The organism is Geodermatophilus maliterrae (genome assembly GCF_041018925.1).
Classification (GTDB): Bacteria; Actinomycetota; Actinomycetes; order Mycobacteriales; family Geodermatophilaceae; genus Geodermatophilus; species Geodermatophilus maliterrae.
Genome location: NZ_JBFNXQ010000005.1, coordinates 37,347 through 62,631, shown reverse-complemented (window position 1 = coordinate 62,631; position 25,285 = coordinate 37,347). Strand labels below are relative to the sequence as shown.

At 72.6% G+C, this 25,285-nt stretch carries 25 protein-coding genes and 1 riboswitch; of the genes, 16 read left to right on the top strand and 9 right to left on the bottom strand.

Features of this window, described 5'->3' with window-relative positions:
- Positions 1-98: 98 nt before the first annotated feature.
- On the bottom strand, positions 99-734 hold the full coding sequence (locus ABQ292_RS02995; protein WP_369203066.1) for a tetrahydrofolate dehydrogenase/cyclohydrolase catalytic domain-containing protein: 636 nt from the start codon (positions 732-734) through the stop codon (positions 99-101).
- Between the two features lie 51 nt (positions 735-785).
- Entirely contained in the window at positions 786-1,649 is an 864-nt protein-coding gene (locus ABQ292_RS02990; RefSeq protein WP_369203064.1) for a methylenetetrahydrofolate reductase, read from the bottom strand.
- Positions 1,650-1,977: 328 nt separating this feature from the next.
- On the opposite strand from ABQ292_RS02990, the gene ABQ292_RS02985 reads away from it, so the two are divergent.
- From ABQ292_RS02985 to ABQ292_RS02950, 8 genes are all read left to right on the top strand, one after another.
- Positions 1,978-3,063, top strand: a complete 1,086-nt coding sequence (locus ABQ292_RS02985; protein WP_369203062.1) for a zinc-binding dehydrogenase — start codon at positions 1,978-1,980, stop codon at positions 3,061-3,063.
- A 148-nt stretch (positions 3,064-3,211) separates the two neighbouring features.
- Complete coding sequence (locus ABQ292_RS02980; RefSeq protein ID WP_369203060.1) at positions 3,212-4,786, top strand: sensor histidine kinase; 1,575 nt, start codon at positions 3,212-3,214, stop codon at positions 4,784-4,786.
- The gene (locus ABQ292_RS02975; protein ID WP_369203058.1) at positions 4,783-5,445 is read left to right on the top strand and encodes a response regulator; all 663 of its coding nucleotides are present in this window, start codon (positions 4,783-4,785) and stop codon (positions 5,443-5,445) included. Before ABQ292_RS02980 ends, ABQ292_RS02975 begins: the two co-directional genes overlap by 4 nt.
- A gap of 157 nt (positions 5,446-5,602) precedes the next feature.
- Positions 5,603-5,899: a 2Fe-2S iron-sulfur cluster-binding protein gene (locus ABQ292_RS02970; RefSeq protein WP_369203056.1), complete on the top strand. Its 297-nt coding sequence runs from the start codon at positions 5,603-5,605 to the stop codon at positions 5,897-5,899.
- Positions 5,900-6,079: 180 nt separating this feature from the next.
- The gene (locus ABQ292_RS02965) at positions 6,080-6,817 is read left to right on the top strand and encodes an alpha/beta fold hydrolase (protein WP_369203054.1); all 738 of its coding nucleotides are present in this window, start codon (positions 6,080-6,082) and stop codon (positions 6,815-6,817) included.
- 1 nt (position 6,818) lies between these two features.
- Positions 6,819-7,097 (top strand): muconolactone Delta-isomerase family protein, encoded by a 279-nt coding sequence (locus ABQ292_RS02960; protein ID WP_369203052.1) that lies wholly within the window; start codon positions 6,819-6,821, stop codon positions 7,095-7,097.
- A gap of 24 nt (positions 7,098-7,121) precedes the next feature.
- On the top strand, positions 7,122-7,490 hold the full coding sequence (gene ligA / locus ABQ292_RS02955; RefSeq protein WP_369203051.1) for a protocatechuate 4,5-dioxygenase subunit alpha: 369 nt from the start codon (positions 7,122-7,124) through the stop codon (positions 7,488-7,490).
- Entirely contained in the window at positions 7,483-8,340 is an 858-nt protein-coding gene (locus ABQ292_RS02950) for a class III extradiol dioxygenase family protein (protein ID WP_369203049.1), read from the top strand. Before ligA ends, ABQ292_RS02950 begins: the two co-directional genes overlap by 8 nt.
- Before the next feature lie 177 nt (positions 8,341-8,517).
- Here the strand turns inward: ABQ292_RS02950 and ligM are convergent, their stop codons facing one another.
- The 6 genes from ligM to ABQ292_RS02920 form a co-directional block, all read right to left on the bottom strand.
- Positions 8,518-9,918, bottom strand: coding sequence for a vanillate/3-O-methylgallate O-demethylase (gene ligM / locus ABQ292_RS02945; protein ID WP_369203047.1), 1,401 nt, complete (start codon positions 9,916-9,918; stop codon positions 8,518-8,520).
- A gap of 120 nt (positions 9,919-10,038) precedes the next feature.
- Positions 10,039-11,718, bottom strand: coding sequence for a thiamine pyrophosphate-binding protein (locus ABQ292_RS02940; protein WP_369203045.1), 1,680 nt, complete (start codon positions 11,716-11,718; stop codon positions 10,039-10,041).
- An 87-nt stretch (positions 11,719-11,805) separates the two neighbouring features.
- Positions 11,806-12,807, bottom strand: coding sequence for an ABC transporter substrate-binding protein (locus tag ABQ292_RS02935; protein WP_369203043.1), 1,002 nt, complete (start codon positions 12,805-12,807; stop codon positions 11,806-11,808).
- Between the two features lie 76 nt (positions 12,808-12,883).
- Entirely contained in the window at positions 12,884-13,666 is a 783-nt protein-coding gene (locus tag ABQ292_RS02930; protein WP_369203041.1) for an ABC transporter ATP-binding protein, read from the bottom strand.
- Positions 13,667-13,686: 20 nt separating this feature from the next.
- A complete protein-coding gene (locus tag ABQ292_RS02925; RefSeq protein ID WP_369203039.1) occupies positions 13,687-14,472 on the bottom strand; it encodes an ABC transporter permease in 786 nt (261 codons plus the stop codon).
- Entirely contained in the window at positions 14,469-15,413 is a 945-nt protein-coding gene (locus tag ABQ292_RS02920) for an ABC transporter permease (protein ID WP_369203037.1), read from the bottom strand. Before ABQ292_RS02920 ends, ABQ292_RS02925 begins: the two co-directional genes overlap by 4 nt.
- A 747-nt stretch (positions 15,414-16,160) precedes the next feature.
- On the opposite strand from ABQ292_RS02920, the gene ABQ292_RS02915 reads away from it, so the two are divergent.
- The 6 genes from ABQ292_RS02915 (at position 16,161) to ABQ292_RS02890 (ending at position 21,695) form a co-directional block, all read left to right on the top strand.
- Positions 16,161-16,814, top strand: a complete 654-nt coding sequence (locus ABQ292_RS02915) for a GntR family transcriptional regulator (RefSeq protein ID WP_369203035.1) — start codon at positions 16,161-16,163, stop codon at positions 16,812-16,814.
- A complete protein-coding gene (locus ABQ292_RS02910; RefSeq protein ID WP_369203033.1) occupies positions 16,811-17,515 on the top strand; it encodes a 4-carboxy-4-hydroxy-2-oxoadipate aldolase/oxaloacetate decarboxylase in 705 nt (234 codons plus the stop codon). Before ABQ292_RS02915 ends, ABQ292_RS02910 begins: the two co-directional genes overlap by 4 nt.
- Positions 17,512-18,603, top strand: coding sequence for a 4-oxalomesaconate tautomerase (locus ABQ292_RS02905; RefSeq protein ID WP_369203031.1), 1,092 nt, complete (start codon positions 17,512-17,514; stop codon positions 18,601-18,603). Before ABQ292_RS02910 ends, ABQ292_RS02905 begins: the two co-directional genes overlap by 4 nt.
- Positions 18,604-18,664: 61 nt before the next feature.
- Positions 18,665-19,618 (top strand): VOC family protein, encoded by a 954-nt coding sequence (locus ABQ292_RS02900; RefSeq protein WP_369203029.1) that lies wholly within the window; start codon positions 18,665-18,667, stop codon positions 19,616-19,618.
- Positions 19,615-20,679, top strand: a complete 1,065-nt coding sequence (locus tag ABQ292_RS02895; RefSeq protein WP_369203027.1) for a DUF2218 domain-containing protein — start codon at positions 19,615-19,617, stop codon at positions 20,677-20,679. Before ABQ292_RS02900 ends, ABQ292_RS02895 begins: the two co-directional genes overlap by 4 nt.
- Positions 20,676-21,695: an amidohydrolase family protein gene (locus ABQ292_RS02890; protein WP_369203025.1), complete on the top strand. Its 1,020-nt coding sequence runs from the start codon at positions 20,676-20,678 to the stop codon at positions 21,693-21,695. The genes ABQ292_RS02895 and ABQ292_RS02890 overlap by 4 nt, the downstream gene beginning before the upstream one ends.
- A gap of 113 nt (positions 21,696-21,808) precedes the next feature.
- On the opposite strand, the gene ABQ292_RS02885 is transcribed toward ABQ292_RS02890, so the two are convergent.
- The gene (locus ABQ292_RS02885; protein WP_369203162.1) at positions 21,809-22,429 is read right to left on the bottom strand and encodes an antibiotic biosynthesis monooxygenase; all 621 of its coding nucleotides are present in this window, start codon (positions 22,427-22,429) and stop codon (positions 21,809-21,811) included.
- Positions 22,430-22,654: 225 nt separating this feature from the next.
- Positions 22,655-22,730, top strand: a riboswitch (SAM riboswitch).
- 230 nt (positions 22,731-22,960) lie between these two features.
- Here ABQ292_RS02885 and purU point away from each other — a divergent pair.
- Both purU and ABQ292_RS02875 read left to right on the top strand, forming a co-directional pair.
- On the top strand, positions 22,961-23,833 hold the full coding sequence (gene purU, locus ABQ292_RS02880) for a formyltetrahydrofolate deformylase (protein ID WP_369203023.1): 873 nt from the start codon (positions 22,961-22,963) through the stop codon (positions 23,831-23,833).
- A gap of 169 nt (positions 23,834-24,002) precedes the next feature.
- Positions 24,003-25,139, top strand: a complete 1,137-nt coding sequence (locus ABQ292_RS02875; RefSeq protein WP_369203021.1) for an alpha-hydroxy-acid oxidizing protein — start codon at positions 24,003-24,005, stop codon at positions 25,137-25,139.
- Positions 25,140-25,285 lie beyond the last annotated feature (146 nt).

The window sequence follows — 25,285 nt, the reverse complement described above, 5'->3', positions numbered from 1 at the left end:
GGGGGCGCTGTCGCGCTGGTGCGGTGGCCGTGGGTGCCCGTCCGCCGTCGCCGCCTCACCCGCGCGGCGGTCGTCGAACCGTGCCCACGGCCGGGTCATCAGTCCCCGATGCCCTGCTGGACCCTGGCCGTGGCGAGGACACGGTGGATGCCCACGTCGATGACGGTCGCCCCGGGCTCGACCGCGTCGGCGCCGACCAATCCGGCGATCCCGGCGGCGACGACCAGCACGGACCGGCCGACGACCACCGCCTCGGCGCCCGACAGAGGGACGTCGTACGCGTCCCGCAGCGCCACGACCCCGGCCGGCGTGCACGGCCGCAGCCCCGGCCGGCCCTGGGCGCGCAGACCGGCGTTCGCCGCGGTCAGCCCGTGGACGTCCTTCGCCGCCGGGATGCCGGCCATCAGGGCGTCGTAGTCCAGGTGGCGGGGCGCGGGCAGCTGCAGCAGGATGCCGGACACCGCGGGGTCGGTGGCGAGTTCGTCGACGAGCGCGGCCGCGGTCGCCTGATCGGCGTCACCCGGCAGGTGGCGGTGCAGGTCCTGCCCGTCCGCCTCGACGGAGAGACGGCGCTTGCTGCGGACGGGGACCTCCGACGCGGGGTCGTCGCCGATCAGCACCGTCGCCAGGCCCGGCGCGACCCCACCCGCGGCGACGAGCTCCTCCACGCCGCGGGGGACCTCCTCGCGCCCCCTCCGCGCCACGGCCGTGCCGTCGATCAGCCGTGCCGGCACGGCACGCTCCCCGGAGGACCCGGCCGGGCGGGGGCGCCGGCGCGGGCGGTGTCAGGCAAGGTCCCTCAGCATCCGCTGCCGCCAGGCCTCGGTCGGCCCGAGGTCGTTGAAGGTGAAGACGTGGAAGCCCTCGATGGTGTTGTCCGGCTTGCCGATGTGCGGGGCCAACCCCGTGATGATCTTGTTCGGGCTGTAGCCGCCCGGGACGAAGAACCGCCAGAACAGGCTCTGCTGCTTCTTGAGAAACTTCGCCGACTCGCCGATGCCGAGTCCTCCGGAGACCCGCAGGAGCTTCTGGCGGTGGACCGCGCCGGGGACGCCCACGTGCACCGGCAGGTCGATCCCGCGGTTCTTCACCTCTCGCGCCCACCTCAGGATGGCAGCCGGGTCGAAGACGATCTGGGTCGTGATGTGGGTGGCCAGGGGCGCCTTGTCCTTCAGCGCCTGGAAGAGCGTCTCCTCCGACGCGGTCGGATGGCCCTCCGGATGGCCTCCGATGCCGATGTCGGTGAAGCCGTGGTCGAGGTCGTGCAGTGCCACCAGCAGGTCGTGCGCGTGCCGGAACTCCGTGGGCTCGTCCGTCGGGTCGCCGCCCACCACGAAGACGTCGGTGATGCCGGCCTCGCGGCAGCGGGCCACGATGTCGGCCAGGTGGGCGCGGTCGCGGACCTGCTGGGCCGACAGGTGCGGGGTCACGGTGTAGCCGTGGCCGACGAGGGCGACGGTGAGGTCGATGGTGGCGTCCTGCCCCTTGGCCGGGGAGGCGGTCACCGTCAGGCGCACGTCCTTCGGCACGCACGACAGCACCGATCGCTCGGTCTTCTTGAACGGGATCACCTCGTAGCCGAGGTCGTCGAAGGCCTTCCTCAGTGAGCCCCGGGTGGCGGTGTCCCGGACGGTCAGCGCGCGCTTCACGTGGTGTCTCCCTCTGCACGGTCGGACGCGGGGTGCCCCCGCGGAGGAGGTCGTCGACGGTGGCGCCCCGGACGACCGCCCGGACGTGCCGGCTCCAGGCGGCTGTTCCCACTGCACCCCATGGTGACCTGTGCCACGCGTGGCCGGGACGGTGGTATGGCGGCACCTGGTGCGCCGGATCGGTCGTCGTCCGTACGTCAATCGTCGCGGTGGACCCGGGAACGGCCGTGGACGCGAGCCGGCCGTGTCAGGCTGCCGCCCATGACCTCCGCAGCCACCGGCACGATGCCCCGCCGGGATGCCGCGTCCGGGTGCGAGGAGGACTGACGTGCCCGCTGCGACGACCGGTGCGCCGGATGCCGTGCCGCCCGGCAGCAAGGAGCCGGCCGGCAGGCCGCTGCTCCCGACGGCGGTGTCCTCGGATCCGGGGGAGGGCGGGCAGTCCGCCTGGGCCCTGGCGCTCGCCGGCCCGGGGCGGCTCGTCAGGATCGGCGTCCCCCACCCCTCGCCCGATCGACTGCGTGCCGGTCAGGTGCTGCTCCGCGTGGCAGCGGGCGGCATCTGCGGCAGCGACGCCCCGTTCTTCCTCGGCGCCGCCAACCGGTGGGCGGCCGAGGGGGCCGGTCCTGGATCCGCACCGGGGTTCCCCCTGCACGAGGTGGTCGGGGAGGTCGTCGCGTCCACCGACCCGGACCTGGCCGTCGGCCAGATGGTCGTCGGCTGGGCCAGCTCCTTCGACGGCCTGGCCGAGTACGTGGTCACCGACTCGGCCGGCGTCTGGCCGTACGGTGGCCGGCTGCCGCCCGAGGAGGAGGTGCTCGTCCAGCCGCTGGCCTGCGTGCTGTCCGCGGTCGAACGTCTCGGCGACCTCGCCGGCGAGGACTGCGCGGTGATCGGCCAGGGCGCCATCGGGTTGCTGTTCGCCCACGCCCTCAAGACGCGGGGCGCCCGCTGGGTGACGACCGTCGACCGGGTCGACCGGTCGGCAGCGGCTGCGCACGTGGGCGTCGACGAGTTCGTGTGGGCCGGCAGCGGTGAGTGGTCGCGGACCGTGGCGGAGGACCGCCGTCCCGCCGTCGTCGTCGAGGCCGTCGGGCACCAGACCCAGACCCTGCAGCACGCGCTCGACGTCGTGAGGGAGTCCGGGCGGGTCTTCTACTTCGGGGTTCCGGACGACCCGGTGTACCCACTGGACATGGAGGCCATGATCCGCAAGAACCTCACGGTGATGTCGGGCGGCGCGGTGGAGCGTCGGCGGTTGCTCCTCGAGGCCGACGCCCACCTGCGCGCCCACCCGTGGCTGGTCGACGTCCTGATCAGCCACCGGTTCGCCGTGGCGCAGGCGCAGCAGGCCTTCGACCTCGCCTTCCGTTCGCCCGGTGACCGGCTGAAGGTCGTCCTCTCCATGTCCTGACCGCCCCGCCCGGGGATACCGGCTGGTCCGCTGCACGACGGGCGCCCCGGCATGCCAGCATCTCCCCAGGAGTGACCCGGACCACGGTCCACCTGGTCACCAGGGTGCGCGGAGAGGGGGTCGGGTGGAACTCGGAGGACGGGCCGCCGTGGCCACGTCGACCGCTCCGGCCACCTCGACGGACGAGGTGGTGCGGCACGCCCCGGACGGTCTGGCGGTCATCGACGCCGAGGGTCGCTTCGTCGACGCCAACCCCGCCGCCGTGGTCCTGTGCGGCCTGGATCCGGACGCCGTGGCGGGTGTTCCCTCCCCGTTCCCCGCACCGGGCGGCGCAGCCGGCGTCGCCAGGACGGGCGAGCTGACCGTCGTCTGGGAGCCGGTGACCGGTCAGCGGCGCGAGTTCGCCTACGTCCTCGCCCCGGTCCCCGGACGGCGGCGGTGGATCGTCTCCTTCCGCGACGTCACCCTGAGCCGGCTGCGCGAGCGGCGACTGGCCGCCATCGCCAAGGCCGCCTCCAACGTCGCGTCGAAGCGGTCGCTGGTCGGCACGCTCGAGGCGCTGGCCCGGGAGGTGGCGCGCACCGACGCCCTCGCCGGCGTCCAGGTCCTGACGGTGAACTCGTCGGGGGACCGGTTGCACGTGATGGGTGCCGCCGGCTTCGGACGCGAGGCGCACTTCTTCGACAAGCTCATGGAGTGCCGGGCCCGGGGGGCCCGCTTGATGATGCTGGAGGCTCTCGAGAGCCGGGAGCCGCTGGTCGTGCCGAGCCGGTACGAGGCAGTCATGCGGGACCCGGCGTGGGCCCCGCTGCACGAGGTCATGCGGCACCCTCGATGGGACTGGTTCGTCAGCGTGCCCCTCCTCGCCCGCGGGGAGCCGGTCGGCATCCTGAACGCGTTCTTCGCACCCGGTCAGGTCGTCGGGGACACCGAGCTGGAGTTCCTGCTGGCCATGGCCGAGCAGGCCGCGATGGCCGTGGACCAGGCCGCGGTCCTGGAGCGGGAACGGGACGTGGCCCGGCGGGAGGAGCGCCAGAAGCTGGCCCGCGACCTGCACGACTCGGTCGTGCAGCAGGTCTTCTCGATGATGATGCAGGCCCGGGCGCTCGGGGTGCTCGTCGCCCGTGGCCTGCCCCCCGCCCCCGACGAGGTGGCCCAGGTGGCGGACGACCTGAGCAGCAGCGCCGAGGCCGTCCTGGCGGACCTGCGGGGCATGGTGGTGGAGCTGCGGCCGGCGGCGACCACGGCGGGAGGGCTCGCCTCCGCGTTGCGGTCCCTGGTGGAGACGACCGCTGCCCGCACCGGCGTGGACGTGTCGCTCGCCATCGACGACCCCGCCGCCGAACTGCGCGCACTCGATGCCGACCTGCTCGAGGACGTCTACCGCGTCGTCGCGGAGGCGTTGCACAACAGCGTCAAGCACGCGGACGCGGCGAGGATCCACGTCCGGCTCGCGGTGACCTCCCACGGCCGTCGACGGCGGCTGGTCGCCGAGGTCACCGACGACGGCCGCGGGCTCAGCGCCGAGAGCGTCGCCCCTCGCGCCGGTGGCTCTGCGTCGAGCGGGTTCGGGATGACCGTGATGCGCGAGCGCGCGGCCCGGTGGGGCGGCGCCGTCCGGGTGCGGCAGCCGGCCACCGGCGGGACGAGCGTGCGTCTGAGCCTGCCGCTGCCGACCTCGCTGCCCGCGGCGCCGACGACGGACCTCGAGGTCGCGCCGTGACCGCGCCGGATCCGATCCGGGTCCTCGTCGTGGACGACCACGCGGTCGTGCGCCGTGGCGTGGTCGCCTACCTCGAGGCGCTCGAGGACGTCGCAGTGGCCGACGAGGCCGGCGACGGGCAGGAGGCACTGGACCGGCTGGCCCGGGCAGCCGCGCACGGCGAGCTGCCCGACGTCGTCCTGATGGACCTGCAGATGCCCGGGATGGACGGGGTGACGGCGACCGCGGAGGTGCTGCGCCGGTTCCCGCAGCTCAAGGTGGTCATCCTCACCAGCTTCGGGGAGGCCGAGCGGGTGCACGCGGCGCTGGAGAGCGGGGCCTCCGGGTACCTGCTCAAGGACGCCGGACCGGCCGAGGTGGACGCCGCGCTGCGGGCAGCGGTCCACGACGAGGTCTTCCTCGACGCGGCCGTGACCCGCCGACTCACCCAGGACATGCGTGCGCCGCGCACGGGTCTCGGTGTGCTCACCGCGCGGGAGAAGGAGGTGCTGATCCTCGTCGCGGAGGGCAGGTCGAACAAGGACATCGCCAACCACCTCCTCATCAGCGAGCGGACGGCCCGCTCGCACGTCAGCCACCTGCTCACCAAGATGGGCCTCACCTCCCGGACGCAGGCGGCCCTGCTGGCCGTCAAGGAAGGTCTCGTCCGGCCGCGGTGAGGGCGGGCGCCGTCATTTGTCGCACCCCCAGCGCGACAGGGGCGACGCCCACCTCGGTCAACCGGGCGATCCGCTGGTGCGCCCGTCCGCCTAGCGTGGTCGGCGTCCGGCACCGGCGCCCGCGTCCGGGGCCCGACCGCAGGACGGGAGGAGGGCCGTGGCCGCTCCTGATCGCGCCGGGGACGTCAGCCACCTCGAGGTCGTGTGCGCCGCCGCCGGGGTGACCCTCGTCGTCCCCGCGGACACCTCGATCCTGGATGCCGTGCGACGGGCGGGGCTCGAGGTCCCGGCCGCGTGCGCCGACGGCCGCTGCGGTGCCTGCGAGACGAGGGTCCTCGAGGGCGAGCCCGACCACCGGGACGGCGTCCTGACCGGGGAGGAGCGCGCGTTCGGCGAGACCATGATGATCTGCGTCTCCCGGGCGACGCCCCCGTGGCTGGTGCTGGACCTCTGACCGGGCGCCTCCCGCGGGACGGCCGGACGTGCGACGGATGACGTAGGCGGTTCGTGTCGCAGCGGTGGCCACGTCGTGACATCGGGCCGATCCGGTCCGTCGTCGCCGTACCTACCGTGAGGGGGTGGGTGGACCCACGTGCGTCCACCCGTTCCCGAGGTCGTCCGAGGAGTCGAGAGCATGACCACGTTCGTGCTCGTGCACGGGGCCTGGCACGGCGGGTGGTGCTGGGACCGCGTCGCCACCCGGTTGCGCGCGGTGGGCCACGAGGTCCACGCGCCCACCCTCACGGGACTGTCGGAGAGAGCGCACCTGCTCTCGCCGCTCGTCGGGCTGGACACGCACGTCGAGGACGTGGTCCGGGTGATCGACGTCATGGGCCTCACGGACGTCGTCCTGGTCGGACACAGCTACGCCGGGCAGATCGTGACCGCCGTCGCGGACCGCCGCCCCCGGGTCGTCGCCCTGCGCGTCTATCTCGACGCGTTCGTCGGCTCCGACGGCGAGGCGGCGCGCGATCTCCTGCCCGAGACGGTGGAGCACCACTGGGCGGAGTCGGCGGCCGAGCAGGGGTTCGGCTGGCTGGTGCCGGTGCGCACGCTGTCCGTGCTCGGCGTGACCGAGCGGGCCGACGTCGACTGGCTGAGCCCGAGGCTCACCCCCCACCCGTGGAAGACCTACACCGACCCGTTGCGGCTGACCGGTGCGGTCGACGACGTGCCCGCGACGTTCGTCGAGTGCGTCAGCTGGATGCGCGTCTTCGCCGGCCAGGCCGATCGCGCCCGTGCGCGGGGGTGGACGGTGCACGAGCTCGAGACCGGTCACGAGGCGATGGTCACCGCGCCCGAGCAGCTGGCCGCCGTGTTGATCGAGGTCGCCGACCGGCAGCCGACCTCGTCCGAGAGAGAGGGGGTCTGACGTGGAGTTCCTCGTCCGGTCCGAGAACCGGCTGCCGGCCGACACCCCGGCCGAGCAGCGGGAGGAGTTACGGGCAGCCGAGCGCGTGAGGGCGATGGAGTTGCGGGCCGCCGGGGTACTGAAGCGGCTGTGGCGGGTGCCCGGCCGCAACGCGACCATCGGCCTCTACGAGGCCGAGGACCCGGCCGCGCTGCACGACGCGCTGATGTCGCTCCCCATGGCCCGGTGGCTCGACGTCCACGTCGAGGCGCTCGCCACCCATCCCCAGGAACGCGTGTGAGCACGGGAGAGGAACACGACAGCCATGAGCACGGACACCGGGGCCGGCCGCCTGGACCTGCCGGGCACACCCGTCTTCGACGGGGACACCAGCCGGCGGGGACTGCGCATGAACAAGCTCTTCATGAGCCTGCGCGACGCCGGCAACCGCGAGCGGTTCCTCGCGGACGAGGCCGCCTACTGCCGGGAGTTCGGAGTGACCGCCGAGCAGGAGAAGGCCGTGCTGGACCGCGACTGGCAGGCGATGATCGACCTCGGGGGCAGCATCTTCTACGTTTACAAGCTGGCGATGCTGGACGGGCGGTCCATGCAGTACCTCGGCGGTGTGTTCACCGGCATGGGCGAGGAGGACTTCCTCGCGGCGATGCGGGCGGGAGGTCGCCGCGATGGCTGAGGTGATCTGGGGTCTGGCGACCTCGCACGTGCCGTCCATCGGCGCGGCGATGGACCGCGGCAAGACCGAGGACCCGGCGTGGAAGGCGCTCTTCGACGGCTACGCCCCGGCGCGGGCGTGGCTGGCCGAGCACCGGCCGGACGTGGCGATCGTCGTCTACAACGACCACGCCAACGGGATCGATCTCGACTTCGTCCCGACCTTCGGGCTGGGCACCGCCGAGCGCTACGAGATCGCCGACGAGGGTTTCGGCCGCCGACCGGTGCCCGACGTGATCGGTGACCCCGAGCTCTCCCTGCACCTGGTGGAGAGCCTGGTCGACGAGGACTTCGACCTGACCGTCTTCCAGGAGCTGCACGTCGACCACGGGTTCACCGTGCCGCTGTCGGTCTGGACCCCGGACCCCGGGGATGCGTGGCCCTGCCCCGTGATCCCGCTGCTCGTCAACGTCATCCAGTACCCCCAGCCCAGGGCGGCGCGGTGTTACGCGCTCGGCCAGGCCCTCGGCCGCGCCATCACGAGCTACCCGAAGGACATCACGGTCGGCGTGCTCGGCACCGGTGGTATGTCGCACCAGCTGGCCGGGGCCCGGGCGGGGTTCATCAACCCCGAGTTCGACGCGATGTGGATGCAGGCGATCGAGAACGACCCGGCCGAGCTCGCCGCGCTGTCCCGTGAGGAGCTGATCCGCCAGGCCGGCTCGGAGGGCATCGAGCTGATCATGTGGCTGGTCATGCGGGGGGCGATGAACGACCGGGTCACCAAGGTGCACTCGGACTACTTCGTGCCGGCGTCCAACACCGCGGCCGGTATCGCGTTGTTCGACAACCGGGTCGCGCGGCCCGCCTGAGCGCCACACCGGGGAGGCCTCCGGGGCGCCCCGCCCCCGAGGCCTCGACGTGCCGCCGCGGTCACGCACGTACCGCGACCCGTTGGGGAGCGTGGCGGGTCTGCGGCTGCGACCAGGGGAGCAGCCGCGGTTGGCCCGGCCGGGTGGAGGACCGCCCGGGCCACCGCGGTCGCCGTGTCACACGGTCGCCGCGCTGCGCCAGCCCGCGTGGTAGCTCTCCCGCGCGGTCGCCGCGTACGGGGCGGGACTCACCACGGCCCGCAGGGCGACCGGCTCGTGCGGCTCGACGGTGGTCTTGCGGGTACCGCCCTCCGGCTCACCCCACAGCACGCGCACCTCCGCGCCGAGCGGCACGTCGGCGTTCACCGTGGCCAGCGACAGACCCTTGCGCTCGTTGGCGCTGTAGCCGGTGAACAGGGACAGGCCGACGACGTTGTCATCGGCGTCCAGGACCGCGTCGAAGTTCGACGACCCGTAGTTCGCGTTCGGCAGGTCGAAGAACTGGTATCCGGGAGCGGGGGCCACGAGTGCGCCCAGGACCTTCGCCAGGTCCTCGTCGTCCCACGCCAGCGTCACCTTGCGGCGCTGCGTCGCCGGGTCGATGGCCTGCAGGGCGTCGCGCCCGATGAAGTCGTGGTCGAACTTCACGAACGACCCGTAGCCGAGCTCCCAGGGGTTGAGGTAGTAGTCCTCGATGTTGGGCGAGATGAAGCTGCCGGCCAGCGCGTTGGTCGCCTCGTAGCCGTCGGCCGGGAGGGACTCGCGGTAGGCGCGCAGGTCCTCGGCCGTGTAGACGGCCGGCAGCGGGGAGGGGATCCAGCCCGACTCGAGCGTGTTCGAGGAGTAGGCGCGCGAGCCGCACGGCTCGAGCCCGAACTCGCGGCCCACCTCGAGGATCGTGTCGCGGATCTTCTCGTAGGACTCGTACGGGCCCCAGATCTCCAGGCCCGGGGCGCCGGCCATGCCGTGCCGCAGCGTGCGCACCTGCTCGCCGGCGATGTTCATGGTCGCCATGCGGAAGAACTTCAGCTGCTCGACGTCACCGCCGTGGAGCTTCTCGATCACCTGCCACGCGTTCGGGCCCTGGATCTGGAACCGCCACAGGTCGCGGGTCACCGCCTTGCCGTACGGCCGCGACGGCGACCGGGGGTCGTTGCGGATGTCGACGTCGTAGCCCGAGGACCCCTTGAACTGCAGCCAGTTGGCCACCGGTGCGCGGCCGACGAAGACGTACTCCTCCTCGTCGAGGTGGAACAGGATGCCGTCACCGATGACGCCGCCCTCGGGGCCGACGGGCACGAACTGCTTGGCCATGTTCACCGGGAAGTTGGCCACGCTGTTGATGCCCGTGTCCGAGATCAGCTTCAGCGCGTCGGGTCCGGAGATGAACGTGTTGAACATGTGGTGTGACTGGTCGAACAGCACCGCGGTCTCCCGCCATGCCTTCTGCTCCCGCCGCCAGTTGGTGAACTCCGAGGGGACCACCGGGTAGATGTAGGCGCCGAGCTGGGAGTTGCGGAGCAGCCCGACGGTGTCACCGGTCTGGTCGAGCAGTTCCTGCAGGTTCTTCGCGGTCATGTGCATCCGTCCTCGTGTGATCTGTCGTGGCACCGCCCCCGTCGGGGACGGCTCGTGGCCGGGCAGCCGGCCGGCTGGTGGTTGTCCCGGGCGGGGATCCGTCGCTCCCCGGCGCCGTCGTCAGTGCGCCGGTTCGTCCCGGCCGGCGTCGTCTGCACGTTCGGTCGCGAAGGAGTGCGCGATCATCCAGGAGGCGAAGGACGTGATCCGCGCGTCGATCACGAGCGGCCGCCGGCGCGGCCCGTCCACCCAGTCCCGCACGGCCTTGAGGTCCTCCACGGTCCGCACGGTGACCGCCTCGCAGCCGTGACCGCGCGCGATCGCGGCGATGTCGGTCTCCGGGAACTCGACGATGCCCAGGGGATGACCCGCGGGACCGAAGTGGTGCACCTCGGCGCTGTAGGCGTGGTCGTTGTAGACGACCACCACCAGGGGGACCCCGACGCGGACGGCGGTGTCCAGCTCGACGTGGCTCATCATGAAGCCCCCGTCACCCACGCCGGCGACCGCGACCCGTCCCGGGGAGGCCAGCCCCGCACCGATCGCGGTGGACAGACCCAGGCCGATGGACTGGAACGCCAGGGTGAGGCAGAACCCGCTCGCGTCGGGGACGTCGAGGAACATCGCCGGGTAGCCGTTGAAGTTCCCGCCGTCGGGGGCGACCACCCGCTGCCCGGGCAGGATGTCGTCGAGCGCGGCGGTGAGCGTGCGCGGGTCGATCAGTTCGTCGGTGCTGGTGTCGGAGTACGGCTCGTCGCGCCAGCGCAGCCCGGCCCGGATCCGCTCCCGCACCTGCGGCGTCCGCCACGACGGGGCGGTCCGGGGCCGGGCGCGCAGGTCCTCGACGGCCGCCGCGGCGGTCGCGCGGACGTCGCCGACGACCCCGTGGTCGACCCGGACGTGCGTGCCGATCGCGGCGGGGTCCTCGTCCACCTGGACCACCGTGGCGCCGGGGTCCAGCAGCTCACCGGCCCGCAGGGTCCAGACGTTGAGCGACGCACCCCACGAGACGACGAGGTCGGCGGAGCTGATGAGGTCGGCGGCCATCGGGGTGGCGAAACCGCCGGAGACGTCCACGGACCACTCGAGCCCGGCGAACAGCCCGCGCGCCACGGCCGACGTCGCCAGGAGGGCCCCGCTGAGCTCGCCCAGCTCCGCGAGCACGTCGCGGGCACCGGACAGGCGAGCGCCGCGGCCGGCGATGAACACCGGTCGCGCGGCGGAGCGCAGCAGGTCGGCCAGCTGCTCGACCGACCGGGGACCGGCGACGGCTGCCTCGAGCACCGGGGGCGCCAGCGGCGGGAGGGCGTCGGCAGGGACCTCGGCCTCCTGGACGTCCAGGGGCAGGTTGAGCACGACGGTCCGGCGGTCCACCGCTGCGCGGCGGAAGGCCCGCACGGCCTCCTGCACCGCGGTGCGCGGGGAGGTGATCGTCTCGGAGTGGATCCCCAGCCCCCGCAGCACGGCCGGCTGGTCGATGTTGAAGTTGGACAGCACGTTCCAGCCCGCCGTGTCGGCGGCGAGCGCGAGCAGCGGGGTGCGGCTCTTGGCGGCCTCGGTGAGACCGGTGAGTGCGTTGGTCAGGCCGCAGCCCTGGTGGACGGTCACCGCGGCCACCCGCTGGGTGGTGCGTGCGTACGCGTCGGCCATGGTGGCCGCGCCCGCCTCGTGACGGGTGGCCACGAACCGGGCACCGGCGCCGACGAGGGCATTGGTCACGTGGAAGTTGCCGCTGCCGACCACGCCGAACACCTGATCCAGGCCCTGGCGGGCCAGTTCTCGGCCGATTGCTTCCGCCACTCGCACGGTGCTGTTCCTCTCGACAGGGGCCGGTGGTCGTGGGACGGGCCGCCGCGCCCGGGGGCCACCCGGGCGCGGCGGGACCGGTCAGCCGCAGATGAGGTCGTCGGCGGAGGGAGCTTCCTCGACGATCTCGTACTCCTCGAGGAAGCCCATCTGCTCGTCGATCTCGTCCACCTTCAGCTCGGGCTGGTAGACCGGCAGACGCATCCGGTTGGCGACGTCAGCGGGGATCTGCGTGTAGGTCGGGATGATCTCGCGGATCGCGTCGGGGTTGTCGCGCGCGTACTCCAGCGACCTGGTCATCGCCGCCTCGAACCGCTCCATCAGGTCGGCCTCCTCCTGGTAGAGCTGCAGACTGGTCGAGTACGACCCGTTCGGGTACTCGGGGGCGATGGCCGACTGGGGGGCGAAGACCACCTTGCCGCCCTGGTCGAGCACGGTGGTGACGAACGGCTCGGACGTGTAGCCGGCGTCGATCCGGCCGGCCTGGATGGCGGCGGGCACCTCGGGGAAGGGGACCTCGATCATCTCGACGGACCGCCAGTCGACGCCTTCCTGGTCGAGCGCCGCCTTGATCATCACCTCGGCGACACCGCCCAGCGCGTTGACGCTCACGGTCTTGCCCACGAAGTCCTGCGGTGTCTGGATGGGGCTGTCGCCGGCGGCGACCATGACCTGCCAGTCGTCCTCGGGGGTGGTGCCCGTGGCGTCGCTGGCGGTGAGCACGCAGACCGGGACGTTGCGCGCGGCCGCGATCCCGGCGGAGATGTAACCGACGAAGCCGACGTCGTAGTCGCCGGCCACCATGCCGGTGATGATCTCGTTGCCGCTCTGCAGCACGGTCTCCTCGACCTCGAGGCCCTCCTCCTCGAAGAAGCCCTCCTGGATGCCCAGGTACATGGGGGCGGCGTTGGCGATGGGGAGGGTGCCGATCTGGATCGTCGTCATCTCGCCCGTGCCGCCCTCGCCCCCTCCTCCTCCGCCGGTGTCTGCGTCGTCGCCGCCGCAGCCGGTGGCCGCGAGAGCGACCACGGCCAGGCCGGCGACCGCAGAGGTCGCGCGACGGGTGAACGGACGGTGGCTCATCGGCTCTCCTTCTCCAGGGATCGTGCGAGGGGGGACACCCGGGCGGTCATCCGTGGTCCGTGACCGTCCGACTGGTCTAGGCGTGGACCTCGGCGGTCTCCGGACGCTTGATGGAGCGCCACACGTAGGCCCGTAGGTGCGCGAACTCGGGGAGTTCCTTGGTCTCCACCTGGTCGCGCGGACGAGGGAGCGGGACGTCGACGATCTCCTGGACCCGGGTCGGGGACGGCGTCAGGACGACGACGCGGTCGCTGAGGTACACCGACTCGTCGATGTCGTGGGTGACGAAGACGACCGTGACGCCGTACCGGGCCCGCAGCTGCAGCACGAGGTCCTCGAGGTCGGCACGGGTCTGCGCGTCGACCGAGGCGAAGGGCTCGTCCATCAGCAGGATCTCGGGTTGGTAGGCCAGCGCCCGGGCGATCGCCACCCGCTGCTGCATGCCGCCGGACAGCTGCCAGGGGTACTTCTTCCCGGCTCCGGCCAGGCCGACCGACTGCAGGGTGTCCCGGATCAGCTCGGTCGTCTCGCCCTTGCCCAGCTTGCGGTGCTTGAGCGGGAAGGCGACGTTCTGGTCGACGGTCATCCACGGGTAGAGGGACCGGGAGTAGTCCTGGAAGACCAGAGCCATCTTCTCGGGGGGGCCGGTCACCTTCTCGTCGTCCAGGTAGACCGCACCGGCGGTGGGCGGGAGCAGCCCGGCGATCATCTTGAGCAGCGTCGTCTTGCCGGCTCCGGAAGGACCGACGATGCACACCAGCTCCCGCTCCTGGACGGTGAAGGTGAGGTCGGCCACCGCCTCGAACGCACGCTTGGTGCCCTCCTGGTAGACCTTCCTGAGGTGCTCGACGCGCAACATGGTGGGGATGCCTCCGCGGGTCAGCCGGCGCCGGCGCGGGCACCGCGGTGCCACCGGAGCGCTCGGCGCTCGACGAGCAGGAACAGGGCGTTGAGCACGTAGCCGAGGATGGCCAGCAGGAAGATGCCGGCCCACATCTCGGTGATGGCGTACGTGCGCTGGGACTGCAGGACGAAGTAGCCGATGCCGTTGGTGCTGGCCACCATCTCGGAGACGACCATCATGATCACGGCCAGTGAGAGGCTCACCCGCGCGCCGGCGAAGATCTGCGGCGCCGCCGAGGGCAGCACGACGCGGAAGAGCCGCTCACGCCACGGGATCTGGAAGCTGCGCGCGGTCTCGCGCAGCGCGGGGTCCACGCCGGCCACGCCGTCGATGGTGTTGAGCAGCACCGGGAACAGGCAGACGAAGGCGATGAGCGCCACCTTCATCTCCGAGCCGACGCCGAGGATCAGGATGCCGGCGGGGATGAGCACCGGTGCGGGGATGGCGCGCAGGAACTGGACGACGGGGTCGACCATCCGGCCCAGCGTCCGGGACGACCCCAGGGCCACCCCGATCACCACGGCGGCGATCACGGCGATCACGTAGCCGCTGAACAGGCGGCCCAGGCTGGGGAGCACGTCGGTGCCGACCCGCTCGAACAGCCAGGTGTCGGCGAACGCCCCGAAGATGTCGAGCAGCGGGGGGAAGTAGAACGACGTGCTGTTCGCCGACACCAGTGCCCACACCGCCAGCACGGCGACGGGGACGGCGATCTCCAGGCCGACACCGAGCACCCGGGTCGGCCGGCTGGGTTCGCTCACCGGTTGCGCTCCCGCTGGGATGCGTGCCAGTGCAGCAGACGCCGCTCGGCGGCGGACAGGGCGATGTTGAGCACCCAGCCGATGAGACCGGTCACGATGATCAGGGCGTACATCGCCTCCACGGCGCCGCTCTGCCGGGCGATGTTGATCTGCTGCCCGAGCCCGGGTGCGCCGAGGACCAACTCCGCGGTGACCGACAGGATCAGCGCCACCGCGGAGGAGATGCGCACGCCGGTGACGATGTAGGGGAGTGCACTGGGCAGCACCACGCGCAGCAGCCGCTCGGGCGTCTTGATGCCGAAGGAGCGCGCGGTCTCCATGCCGACCGGGTCGACGTCCCGGACGCCGTAGAGCGTCTGCAGGAGGATCGGCCAGGTCGCGGCGAAGGCGGCGAGGAACCACTTGCTCTCGATGCCGGCCCCGAAGACGAGGACGGCCAGCGGGATCAGCGCCACGGACGGGACCGGGCGGAGGAACTCCACGATCGTCCGGGTGGACATGAAGAGCAGGAAGACCGAGCCGATCAGGATGCCGAGCGGCAGCGCGATGAGCAGCGCCGTCCCCAGGCCCAGGGCCCAGCCCTGCAGCGTCTGACCCACCGGCTCCCAGAGCGAGCCGTCGGACAGCTGCTCGAACAGGGCGCCGAACATCTCGGACGACGGGGGGAGGAAGCGCCGGTCGACCAGGCCGATGCGAGGGACGACCTCGAAGACCAGGATCGCCGCCGCGACGCCCAGCAGGGGCAGCCCCCGGTCCCGCCCGCGGCGGCCACCGGTCCGTGACGCCTCCGCCGAGCGGGCCGCCGGCGGCCCCGGAGCCCAGGCGTTCTCGGTCCCCTGGTCGTCGGACGCAGGGCGGAGCGGGGCCTCCTGCCCTCCCGCTGCCGCGTCGCCGGGAGGCGACGCGCCGCGGGAGCTCGCGTGCCGGCTCGACCTGGTCACGTTCCTCCCCTTCGAGACCTGGCTGGTACTGCACGACCGACCGGTGGGTCCGTGCTCGGTCGGGACGTCGGCCGTGGTTCCGGCGACGACCTGTCGTACCTGCCCGGACGTGCCGGTCCAGGGAGTCGCGTTCGCCACGTCCCTCGAGAACCGTAGGGCCCGGATGTGGCCTCCGACACAGCGAGATGGTGGCACCTGGTTGGCCCATCTGGCACGCGGTGGCGCGCCGGATGACTCGCCTCTCGGGTCATTTGACGTACGTCCGTCCGACGTCCTCCGTCGTGCGCTCCGGCCCCGGGAACCGGGCCGACTCCGTGTCGGCGGTGGCCGCCGAACGCCCAGGCGTCGCCTCGACGCGGTGCCCCGGGCCGTGGGGTCTGCCGGCAGCGGGCACCCGCGCGCGGACCGGTGGACGGCACCACTCGTCCCCTCGTCGAGGCCCTGCACGGGGGTCGGCACGCGGCGGCTCGTGACCGAGCACGGGGAGGGTGGCGTCGTGGTGCCTCCGTCGGCGGCTCCGCCGTCGGCTCGTGGACCGGGCGCCCCCGCCGCCCTGAGCTGCACGGCGGCACCGGTCCTCGTCGGCGGGCTGCTGTACCGGCGCCTGGAGGAGCCGCTCCTCCCTCTGCCGGGCGGCGGCCGGCCCCGGAGCCCGGAGGAGGTCCGAGCCCGGCGGAGGATCGTTGACAGTCCTGTTGACACGCTCCTAGCGTCACGGCGCACGAGGGCGGGCAGAGGGGGCGGAGCGTGGGAGCAGCGGCGCGCGACTCCGCCGAGCAGGCGCTCCGGGCGGCGATCTCCCGTGGTGACCTGCTCCCCGGGCACCGTCTGGTCGAGGCCGACCTGGCCGGGCTCATCGGCGTCAACCGCAGCAGCGTCCGCTCGGCGATCGACGCGCTGATCGCCGAAGGCCTCGTGGAGCGGATCCCACACCGGGGCGCGCGTGTCCGCGTCGTGTCCACCGCCGAGGCGGTCGCGATCACCGAGTGCCGGATGCCGCTCGAGGGCCTCCTGGCCGGCAAGGCCGCAGAGCGCATCACCGACGCCGAGATCGCCCGTCTGCGCGCGCACCTGCACGCCATGGGAGAAGCGGTCGACTCGGAGGACCTGCTCGAGTACTCGGAGCTCATCCAGCAGCTGCACGCCATGGTCCACGACGCCGCGCGCCACCCCATCGCGGCAGGACTCGTCGGTCGGCTGCAGGCCCAGCTGGTGCGCCACCAGTTCCGGCTCTCGCTGCGACCCGGGCGGCCCCGCGTGAGCCTGCGGGAACTGAGCGACCTGGTGGACGCCGTCGCCGCCCGCGACCCCGATCGGGCCGAAGTGGCCGCCGTCGCCCACGTCCGCAGCATCATCGACGCGCTGACCGAGCCCGTCGAGCAGACCGGAGGTCTCGTATGAGGACCGTCGTCGTCACCGATCCGCCGCGCGCCGACGCGGGGCACGCCGAGCAGCTCGGGGGCTTCGGCGTCGCCACCGTGCACGAGGCGGTGGGCCGGATCGGCTACCTGGGACCGGAGTTCCGCCCGGCCTGGCCCGGTGCGCGGATCGGCGGCAGCGCCGTCACCGTGCTGTGCTGGCCGGGGGACAACCTGATGATCCACGTCGCCGTCGAGCAGTGCCGGGCCGGTGACGTGCTCGTCGTCGCGACCAACTCGCCGTCCACCGACGGGCTGTTCGGGGAGCTGTTCGCCACCGCCCTGGCGCACCGCGGCGTCCGGGGCGTGGTGCTGGGCAGCGGCGTGCGCGACGTCGCCGAGCTCCAGGAGATGGGGTTCCCGGCCTGGTCCCGCGCGGTGAGCGCGCAGGGCTCGGTCAAGGCGACGGCCGGTGCCGTGAACGTCCCGATCGTGCTCGGCGGCCAGACCATCCACCCGGGGGACGTCGTGGTCGCCGACGACGACGGCGTGATGGTGGTGCCGCGGGTCGACGTGCCGCGCGCGCTCACCGCGTCGCAGGCGCGGACCGACAAGGAGGCCGCCAGCCGCGCCGCCTTCCAGCAGGGGGAGCTCGGCCTGGACCGGTACGGCCTGCGCGACCGCCTCGGCGAGTTCGGCATCGAGTACGTCCCCTACGAGGAGTACGCGGAGGGCGAGCGGTGAACCGGCCCGCGACCTACGACGACACCGGCGTCCGCTGCACGATGCTGCGCGCCGGCACCTCCCGCGGCCTGTACTTCGAGGCGAAGGACCTGCCCGCCGACCCCGCACCGCGCGACGACCTGCTGTTGCGGCTCGTGGGCACCCCGGACCCGCGGCAGATCGACGGGCTCGGCGGTGCCACCTCCCTGACCAGCAAGGTGGCGGTCGTCTCGCCGTCGGACGACCCGGAAGTCGACGTCGACTACCTGTTCCTCCAGCTCGGCGTCGACGAGGCGACGGTCAGCGACCGGCAGAACTGCGGGAACATCCTGGCCGGCGTCGGTGCCTTCGCCGTGGAGCGCGGCCTGGTGCCCGCCGGCGCGGACGAGACCAGCGTGCGGATCCGGATGGTGAACTCCGACAGCGTCGCCATCGCCACCTTCCCGACCCCGGGGGGCCGGGTGGAGTACCGCGGCGACGTGGCGATCGCGGGCGTGCCGGGAACCGCCGCCCCGGTGGTCCTCGCGTTCACCGACACGGAAGGGTCCGCGACCGGCGCCCTCCTGCCCACAGGCCACGTCCGCGACACGGTGGAGGGCATCGAGGTGACCTGCGTCGACAACGGCATGCCGGTCGTCCTCGCCCTGGCCGGGTCCTTCGGGCTCACCGGCTACGAGTCCCACGAGCAGCTCGCCGCCGACGCCCCGCTCCTCGAGCGCGTCGATGCCTTCCGCCGCAAGGCCGCCCAGATCATGGGCCTCGGGGACGTCGCCGCCGCCTCGGTGCCGAAGACGGTCCTGATCGCCGCGCCCCGCGACGGCGGGCAGGTGTGCACCCGGTCGTTCATCCCGGTGCAGCCGCACTCCTCGATCGGTGTGCTCGGCGCGGTCAGCGTGGCCACCGGGCTGCTGCTCCCGGGCGCGGTCGGCCACGAGCTGACCGCCGCGTGGCCGCGGGAGACCTCGCAGATCGACGTCGAGCACCCGACCGGTCACCTCCTCGTCGACGTCGTCGTCGACAGCTCGGCGACCCCGCCGCGCGCCGTCCGATCGGGGGTCGTCCGGACCGCCCGCAAGCTCTTCGACGGCACCGCCTTCCCTCGGGCCTGAGGGAGGACCCTGCTGCCCCACCGTCCGCCCCCGCACGACGCCCGACCCGAAGGAGAGCCCCGTGCCGCCGCTCCACGACATCGCGCACCTCGCCCACGTCGAGCTGCTCACCGACAAGCCGGAGGAGAGCCTCGACTTCTTCGTGCGCTACCTCGGCATGACCGAGAACGGCTCGTCCGGGGACTCGGTGTTCCTGCGCGCGTGGGACGACTACGAGAACACCACCGTCAAGCTCACCGCGGCCCCGCAGCCCGGCGTGGGCCGGACGAACTTCCGGGCGAGCACCCCGGCGGCCCTCCAGCGACGGGTGGCCGCCATCGAGGCGACCGGTCTGGGCCGGGGCTGGCAGGACGGCGATCCCGGTTACGGGCCGGTGTACGTCTTCACCGACCCCGACGGGCACGAGATGGGCGTCTACTACGAGACGGAGTGGTACCGGCCGACGGGCGACCTCGTGCCGGCGCTGAAGAACCAGGCACAGGCCTATCCCGGCCGCGGGGTGAGCGTCCGGCGGATCGACCACGTCAACTTCCTGGGCGTCGACGTCGTGGCCAACCGCGACTTCGCGCGGGACACCCTCGGCGGGATGGTCACCGAGCAGATCGTGCTGGACGACGGCGTCGCCGGCAGTTGGACGACGTTCACCAACAAGGGCTACGACGCGGTCTGGACCCGGGACAACACCGGCACCTCCGGCCGACTGCACCACGTGTCCTTCGCCGTCGACAGCCGCGACGACGTCATCCGGGCGGCGGACCTGGCGCTGGAGCACGGCGTCCACATCGAGACCGGGCCGCACAAGCACACCATCCAGCAGAGCTTCTTCCTCTACGTCTGGGAGCCGGCCGGCAACCGGATCGAGCTGGACAACCCGGCCGCCCGGCTCGTGTTCGCGCCCGACTGGCAGCCCATCGACTGGTCCGAGGCCGAGCGCGCCAAGGGCCAGGCCTGGGGCCTGAAGACCATCGACACCTTCCACACGCACGGCACGCCGCCGGTCCGGGCGGTGCCGTGAGCACGCGCATCGCCGTCCTGGGGCTCGGCGAGGCCGGGTCGGAGATCGCGCGCGACCTGGCCGCGGCCGGGGCCGACGTCCGCGGCTACGACCCCCTGGCCATCCCCGTCGACGGGGTCCGGTCGCGCGGCAGCGAGGCCGAAGCAGTGGCCGACGCCGACCTGGTGCTCAGCGTCAACAGCGCGCACGACGCGATGACGGCACTGGAGAACGCGCTGCCCGTGGTGCGCGCCGGCACCCTGTGGGCCGACCTCAACACCGCCAGCCCCGGACTGAAGGTCGCTCTGGCCGAGCGGGCGAGGGAGCACGGCGTCCCGGTCGTCGACGTGGCGCTGATGTCGCCGGTACCGGGCAAGGGCCTGCGCACGCCGATGCTGGTGTCGGGCGAGGCGGCCGACCGGTACGCCCAGCTCCTCGCCGGCCTGGGTGCCGACATCGACGTCCAGCCGGGCCCGGTGGGCACCGCCATCTCGCGCAAGCTGCTGCGCAGCGTCTTCTACAAGGGGCTCGCCGCCGCCGTCGTGGAGGCCCTGCGCGGTGCCGAGGCGGCCGGCTGTGAGGCCTGGCTCCGCGCGAACATCGCCGCGGAGCTCGCGGGCTTCGACGAGCGCACGGTCGACCGGTTGGTCGAGGGCACGCGGACCCACGCCCGGCGCCGGGCCGACGAGATGGCGGCCGCCACCGAGCAGCTCCGGGAGCTGGGCGTCCCGGCCCGCGTCGCCCCTGCCGCGCGCGACCTCCTGGTGGAGCTGCGCGACGCGCCGACGGGTGGCCTGGTGGCGACGGCCGAGGTCACCACGGACGCGCCGGCCAGGTACGCGAAGCAGCTGATCAGCCACACCAGCCGGCGGCTCACCTGGCGGACCGACGGTGCGGTGTCGTCGGCGGCCATCGGCAACGGAGTCGGCACCGTCGCCGTCGGCGACGGGGTGCTCACGCTCCGGGCCGAGGCGCCGGACGAGGAGACCATGGCCCGCATCCAGCACGTCCTCGGCGACCACCTCGAGCGCTTCGGCCGGCGGAACGAGCTGGCCGTCGGCTGGGAGACGGAGATCCCGTGATCGTCGACTGTCACGGCCACTACACGACGGCGCCGGCCGCACACACCGCATGGCGCGAGCAGCAGGTGACGGCCTGGGGGGCGGGGACGACGCCGCCGGCCTACCCGGCCATCAGCGACGACGAGATCCGGGAGACGATCGAGTCGAGCCAGCTCCGGCTGATGGACGAGCGGGGCATCGACGTCACGCTGTTCTCGCCGCGTGCCTCCGCGATGGCGCACCACGTCGGCGACGCGGCGGTGAGCCTGGAGTGGTCGCGCCGGTGCAACGACCTCGTGCACCGCGTGGCGACCCTCCACCCCGGCCGGTTCGTCCCCGTCTGCCAGCTGCCGCAGTCGCCGGGCGCGGACCTGCAGGCGTCGATCGCCGAGCTGCGCCGGTGCGTGGAGGAACTCGGCTTCGTCGGCTGCAACCTCAACCCCGACCCCAGCGGTGGCTTCTGGACCTCTCCGCCCCTGACCGACCGCTACTGGTACCCGTTCTACGAGGCGATGGTCGAGCTCGACGTGCCGGCCATGGTGCACGTCTCGGCCTCGGCGACCCCGGTGTTCCACGCGACGGGCGCGTACTACATCAACGCCGACACGACGGCCTTCATGCAGCTCGTCCAGGGTGACCTGTTCACCGACCTGCCGGACCTGCGGCTGGTGATCCCGCACGGCGGGGGAGCGGTGCCCTACCACTGGGGCCGGTATCGCGGGCTGGCCGACATGCTCGGACAGCCGCCGGTGGAGTCCAACGTCATGGGCAACGTCTTCTTCGACACCTGCGTCTACCACCAGCCGGGGATCGACCTGCTGCTGGACGTGGTGGACACCTCGAACGTCCTCTTCGGGTCCGAGATGGTGGGCGCGGTGCGTGGTGTCGACCCGCGGACCAGCCACCACTACGACGACACCCGACGCTACGTCGAGGCGTCAGCCCTCGACGACGAGGCGCGCACCGCGGTCTTCGAGGGCAACGTCAGGCGCGTCTACCCCCGGCTCGACGCGGCGCTGCAGGCCCTGGGGCGGTGACCGCACGCCCCGCGGGACCGACGTGGGTGTCGTCGATCGGCACGTCACGGGCCGGGAGACGGTCTCCGTCGCGTCCCGGTCGGACCGGGGGCCGGTCGTCGCCCACCGGACGGTCAGATCGTCTCGGGTACCCGCAGGTGCGCGATCGCGACGTCGAACTCGGCGGTGGCGACGACCTCGATGCCCATGGCGGGGGCGAACTCCTCCCGGAACTCCCGCGCCCCCTCGCTCGCCTGCTCGACGTGCGCCCGGCTGTCGTAGGAGACGGCCGCCACGGTGAGCCCGTCAGCACGGCGCACCATGATGCTGACACTGCAGAACCCGGGTAGGTCGTCGAGCTTCGGCATCAGTGACAGACGGACGGCGTCCACGGCACGGTTGACGGCGTCGGGCTCGGTGCGGAGCCAGGTGACGCGGGATCGGGACCCTTGCTGGGCCTCGCGCACCCGGTGCATCGCGGCGATCTCCCACTCCTGCACCTCCGGCCGGCCACCGAGGATCTCGGCGGTGCGCTCCGCGGACGACCGGACGCCCTCCCGGCTGGAGCGCATCGCCGCCTCGTCCCGCCAGGACGTCGTGACGATGCAGTGGCCCGAGTCGCGGTCGGCGAGCATCGACAGGCCCACGCAGCCATCCATCCCCCCGACCGCCGGCATGACCTCGTCACCGACGTAGGCGATCACGGCGTCCACCGACCGCGGGTCGCCGTGGATCGTGGTCGATCGGGCGTACATCTCGGTCACTCGTCCTCCGGGTGCTCGCGCGGGTCGGCAGTGCCCCAGCGGCAGCGCTGATCGGCACAGGGTGCCCACGTCCTCGTGCGAGGAGCAACACGGTCGCGGAGACGCCGGGGCCATCGGAGGGGAGGCGTCGCCGACTGCCGGGCCGTCCACCGGTCGACCCGCCGACGGCGCACCTCGTCGCCGCCTCGGCCGCCGGCGCCTCCACCGTGCCGCCAGGTCGTGAGTGCCGGCACGGAGCCCCGGCTCGCCGGCCGGCAACCCCCCGACTGCTGCGGGGCGCCCGGATGGCGACGGCTCGCCGACCGCAGGACGCCGCGCCCACGTCGATTGTCGCGGCCGAGACGACACGTCCTGCCATCCGGGAGAGGTCATCTGCGGCATCCGTCACACCCCTCCGGTGACTAGGTTCGGGGAGCACCGGTCCTCGACGACCCGGCTCAGTGGTCCCACCGGGTCGCCGGGGTCGACCCGGATGCGGCGGGCCGATCGGCTCCGGGGAACGGATCCTTGGGAGGAGGCGTGATGACGAGGCCCGCCGACGCTCAGCACGGCGTCCTGGTGCTGTCCTGCGAGGATGCCCCGGGCATCGTGCACGCGGTGTCCGGACTGCTCGTGCAGGAGCGGTGCACCATCGTCGAGAGCCACCAGTTCGACAGTGCCGCGAGCGGCATGTTCTACATGCGCGTCGAGTTCGCGCACGTCGACGGCGCTCCACTCGACTTCGCCCGTCTGTGCCGGGCCTTCGAGGAGACGGCCCAGCACTTCCGGATGACCTGGCGGATGGCCGACGCGGCCGAGCGGCAGCGCGTGCTGATCATGGTCAGCCAGTACGCGCACTGCCTCAACGACCTCCTCTTCCGCAACTCGATCGGCGAGCTCAACCTCGACGTCGTCGCGATCGTGTCCAACCACCCCGACCTGAACGGCATCGCCGACTTCTACGGCGTCCCCTTCCGGCACATCCCGGTGACCCGCGAGACGAAACCCGAGGCCGAAGCGGCGCTCCTCGACATCGTGCGTGGGGAGCGGGTCGACCTCGTGGTCCTGGCTCGCTACATGCAGATCCTCTCCGACGGCCTGTGCCACCAGCTCGAGGGCCGGGCGATCAACATCCACCACTCGATGCTGCCGAGCTTCAAGGGCGCCCGTCCGTACCACCAGGCGCATGCCCGCGGTGTCAAGTTCATCGGTGCGACGGCGCACTACGTCACCGCGGACCTGGACGAGGGCCCGATCATCGAGCAGGAGATGATCCGCGTCGACCACTCGCTGAGCCCGGAGGAGCTCGCCGCCCGGGGTCGGGAGGCCGAGACCCGGGCCCTCTCGCACGCTGTGCGTTGGCACACCGAGAACCGCGTCATCATCCACGGGAACCGGACCGTCGTCTTCGAGTGAGCGCCGGACGCGACAGCGCCGGTCGAGGGCGCTCCCGGATGCGGACCGGGCCCGGCTGGAGCCGTCGCTGCCCGCTCGGACGGCGTGCGCGGGCGACCGTTCCCACATCACCGGCAAGTCTCGAGCCGGCCACGGCCGACGACGGACGGCGGAGGACGGACGGCGGAGCATGACCGATCTGGTCACGGTGGAGGACTACCGGCGGAAGTCGCGCCGGGTCCTGCCCGCCGTGCTCTACGACCACCTCGAAGGGGGCGCCGGTGATGAGTCCCTGCTGGCGCGCAACCGCGACAGTCTGACCGCGGTCCGGCTCCGCCCCCGCTACCTGCGCGACGTGTCCGTGCGCGACCAGCGGACGACGCTGTTCGGGCGCCAGCACTCCGCACCGCTGGCCATCGCCCCGACGGGGCTCAACGGTGCGATCCGCCCCGGCGGCGACGTCTTCCTCGCGCGAGCAGCGGCACGCGCGGGCATCCCCTTCGTGCTCTCCACCCCCGCGCAGAACACCATCGAAGAGGTCTCTCGCGAGGCGGACGGGGATCTGTGGTTCCAGCTCTACGTGGTCGAACGGGGTCTGGCCGAGGAGCTGGTCGCTCGGGCACTCGCCGCCGGATACAGCACGCTGGTCCTCACCGTGGACGTGCCCGTCAACGGCCTGCGTCACCGCGATCGTCGCAACGGCTTCGGCCTCCCGTTGCGGATGACCCCACGCATCCTCCTCGATGGCGCCAGGCATCCTGGGTGGAGCACACGCTTCCTCCGCTCGGGCATGCCCGAGCTCGCGAACCTCACGGCCTCGGCGGCAACCGGTACCGATGCCGCGCACGCGCTGCTGCGTCGGCAGCTGGACGCGAGCTTCACCTGGCGAGATCTCGCCTGGCTACGGAGGCTCTGGCCGCACGACCTCCTCGTCAAGGGCGTTCTCCATCCCGACGACGCCGCGCGTGCGGTCGATTGCGGTGCTGACGGCATCATCGTGTCCAACCACGGCGGCCGTCAGTTGGGCGAGGGCCCGAGCACCATGGAGGTGTTGCCGGGCGTTCTCGCGAAGGTGGACAGCCCTGTCCTCGTCGACAGCGGATTCCGAACCGGGGCCGACATCGTCAAGGCCGTCTGTCTGGGGGCCTCCGCCGTCCTGATCGGACGCGCGGCGCTGTACGGACTGGCTGCCGGGGGTGAAGCGGGCGTCGACGCCGTGCTGGACATCCTGAGGACCGAGATCGACACCACGATGTCCTTGATCGGTGCCACTCGGATCGCGGACCTGGACCGCACCTACGTCCAGCTCCCCGCATCGTGGCACTGATCGCCGTGGACCCTCTGCTCGGGCTCCGGCACATCTGCGTCTCACAGTCCCCGACTCCCGTCCCGGCACGCACCTCGACGTGCCCCGGCGCACTGGTCGAGCCCGTCCGGTCCCGTCACCGGGCGGTCCAGTGAGGCGTGCGCGCC

Bases quoted from the DNA above. Each gene is read 5' to 3' on its own strand.
- ABQ292_RS02965 (WP_369203054.1), top strand. From the start codon at position 6,080: ATGACCACGTTCGTGCTCGTGCACGGGGCCTGGCACGGCGGGTGGTGC.
- ligA (WP_369203051.1), top strand. From the start codon at position 7,122: ATGAGCACGGACACCGGGGCCGGCCGCCTGGACCTGCCGGGCACACCC.
- ABQ292_RS02950 (WP_369203049.1), top strand. From the start codon at position 7,483: ATGGCTGAGGTGATCTGGGGTCTGGCGACCTCGCACGTGCCGTCCATC.
- ligM (WP_369203047.1), bottom strand. From the start codon at position 9,918: ATGACCGCGAAGAACCTGCAGGAACTGCTCGACCAGACCGGTGACACC.
- ABQ292_RS02935 (WP_369203043.1), bottom strand. From the start codon at position 12,807: ATGAGCCACCGTCCGTTCACCCGTCGCGCGACCTCTGCGGTCGCCGGC.
- ABQ292_RS02930 (WP_369203041.1), bottom strand. From the start codon at position 13,666: ATGTTGCGCGTCGAGCACCTCAGGAAGGTCTACCAGGAGGGCACCAAG.
- ABQ292_RS02910 (WP_369203033.1), top strand. From the start codon at position 16,811: ATGAGGACCGTCGTCGTCACCGATCCGCCGCGCGCCGACGCGGGGCAC.
- ABQ292_RS02885 (WP_369203162.1), bottom strand. From the start codon at position 22,429: ATGTACGCCCGATCGACCACGATCCACGGCGACCCGCGGTCGGTGGAC.
- purU (WP_369203023.1), top strand. From the start codon at position 22,961: ATGACGAGGCCCGCCGACGCTCAGCACGGCGTCCTGGTGCTGTCCTGC.
- ABQ292_RS02875 (WP_369203021.1), top strand. From the start codon at position 24,003: ATGACCGATCTGGTCACGGTGGAGGACTACCGGCGGAAGTCGCGCCGG.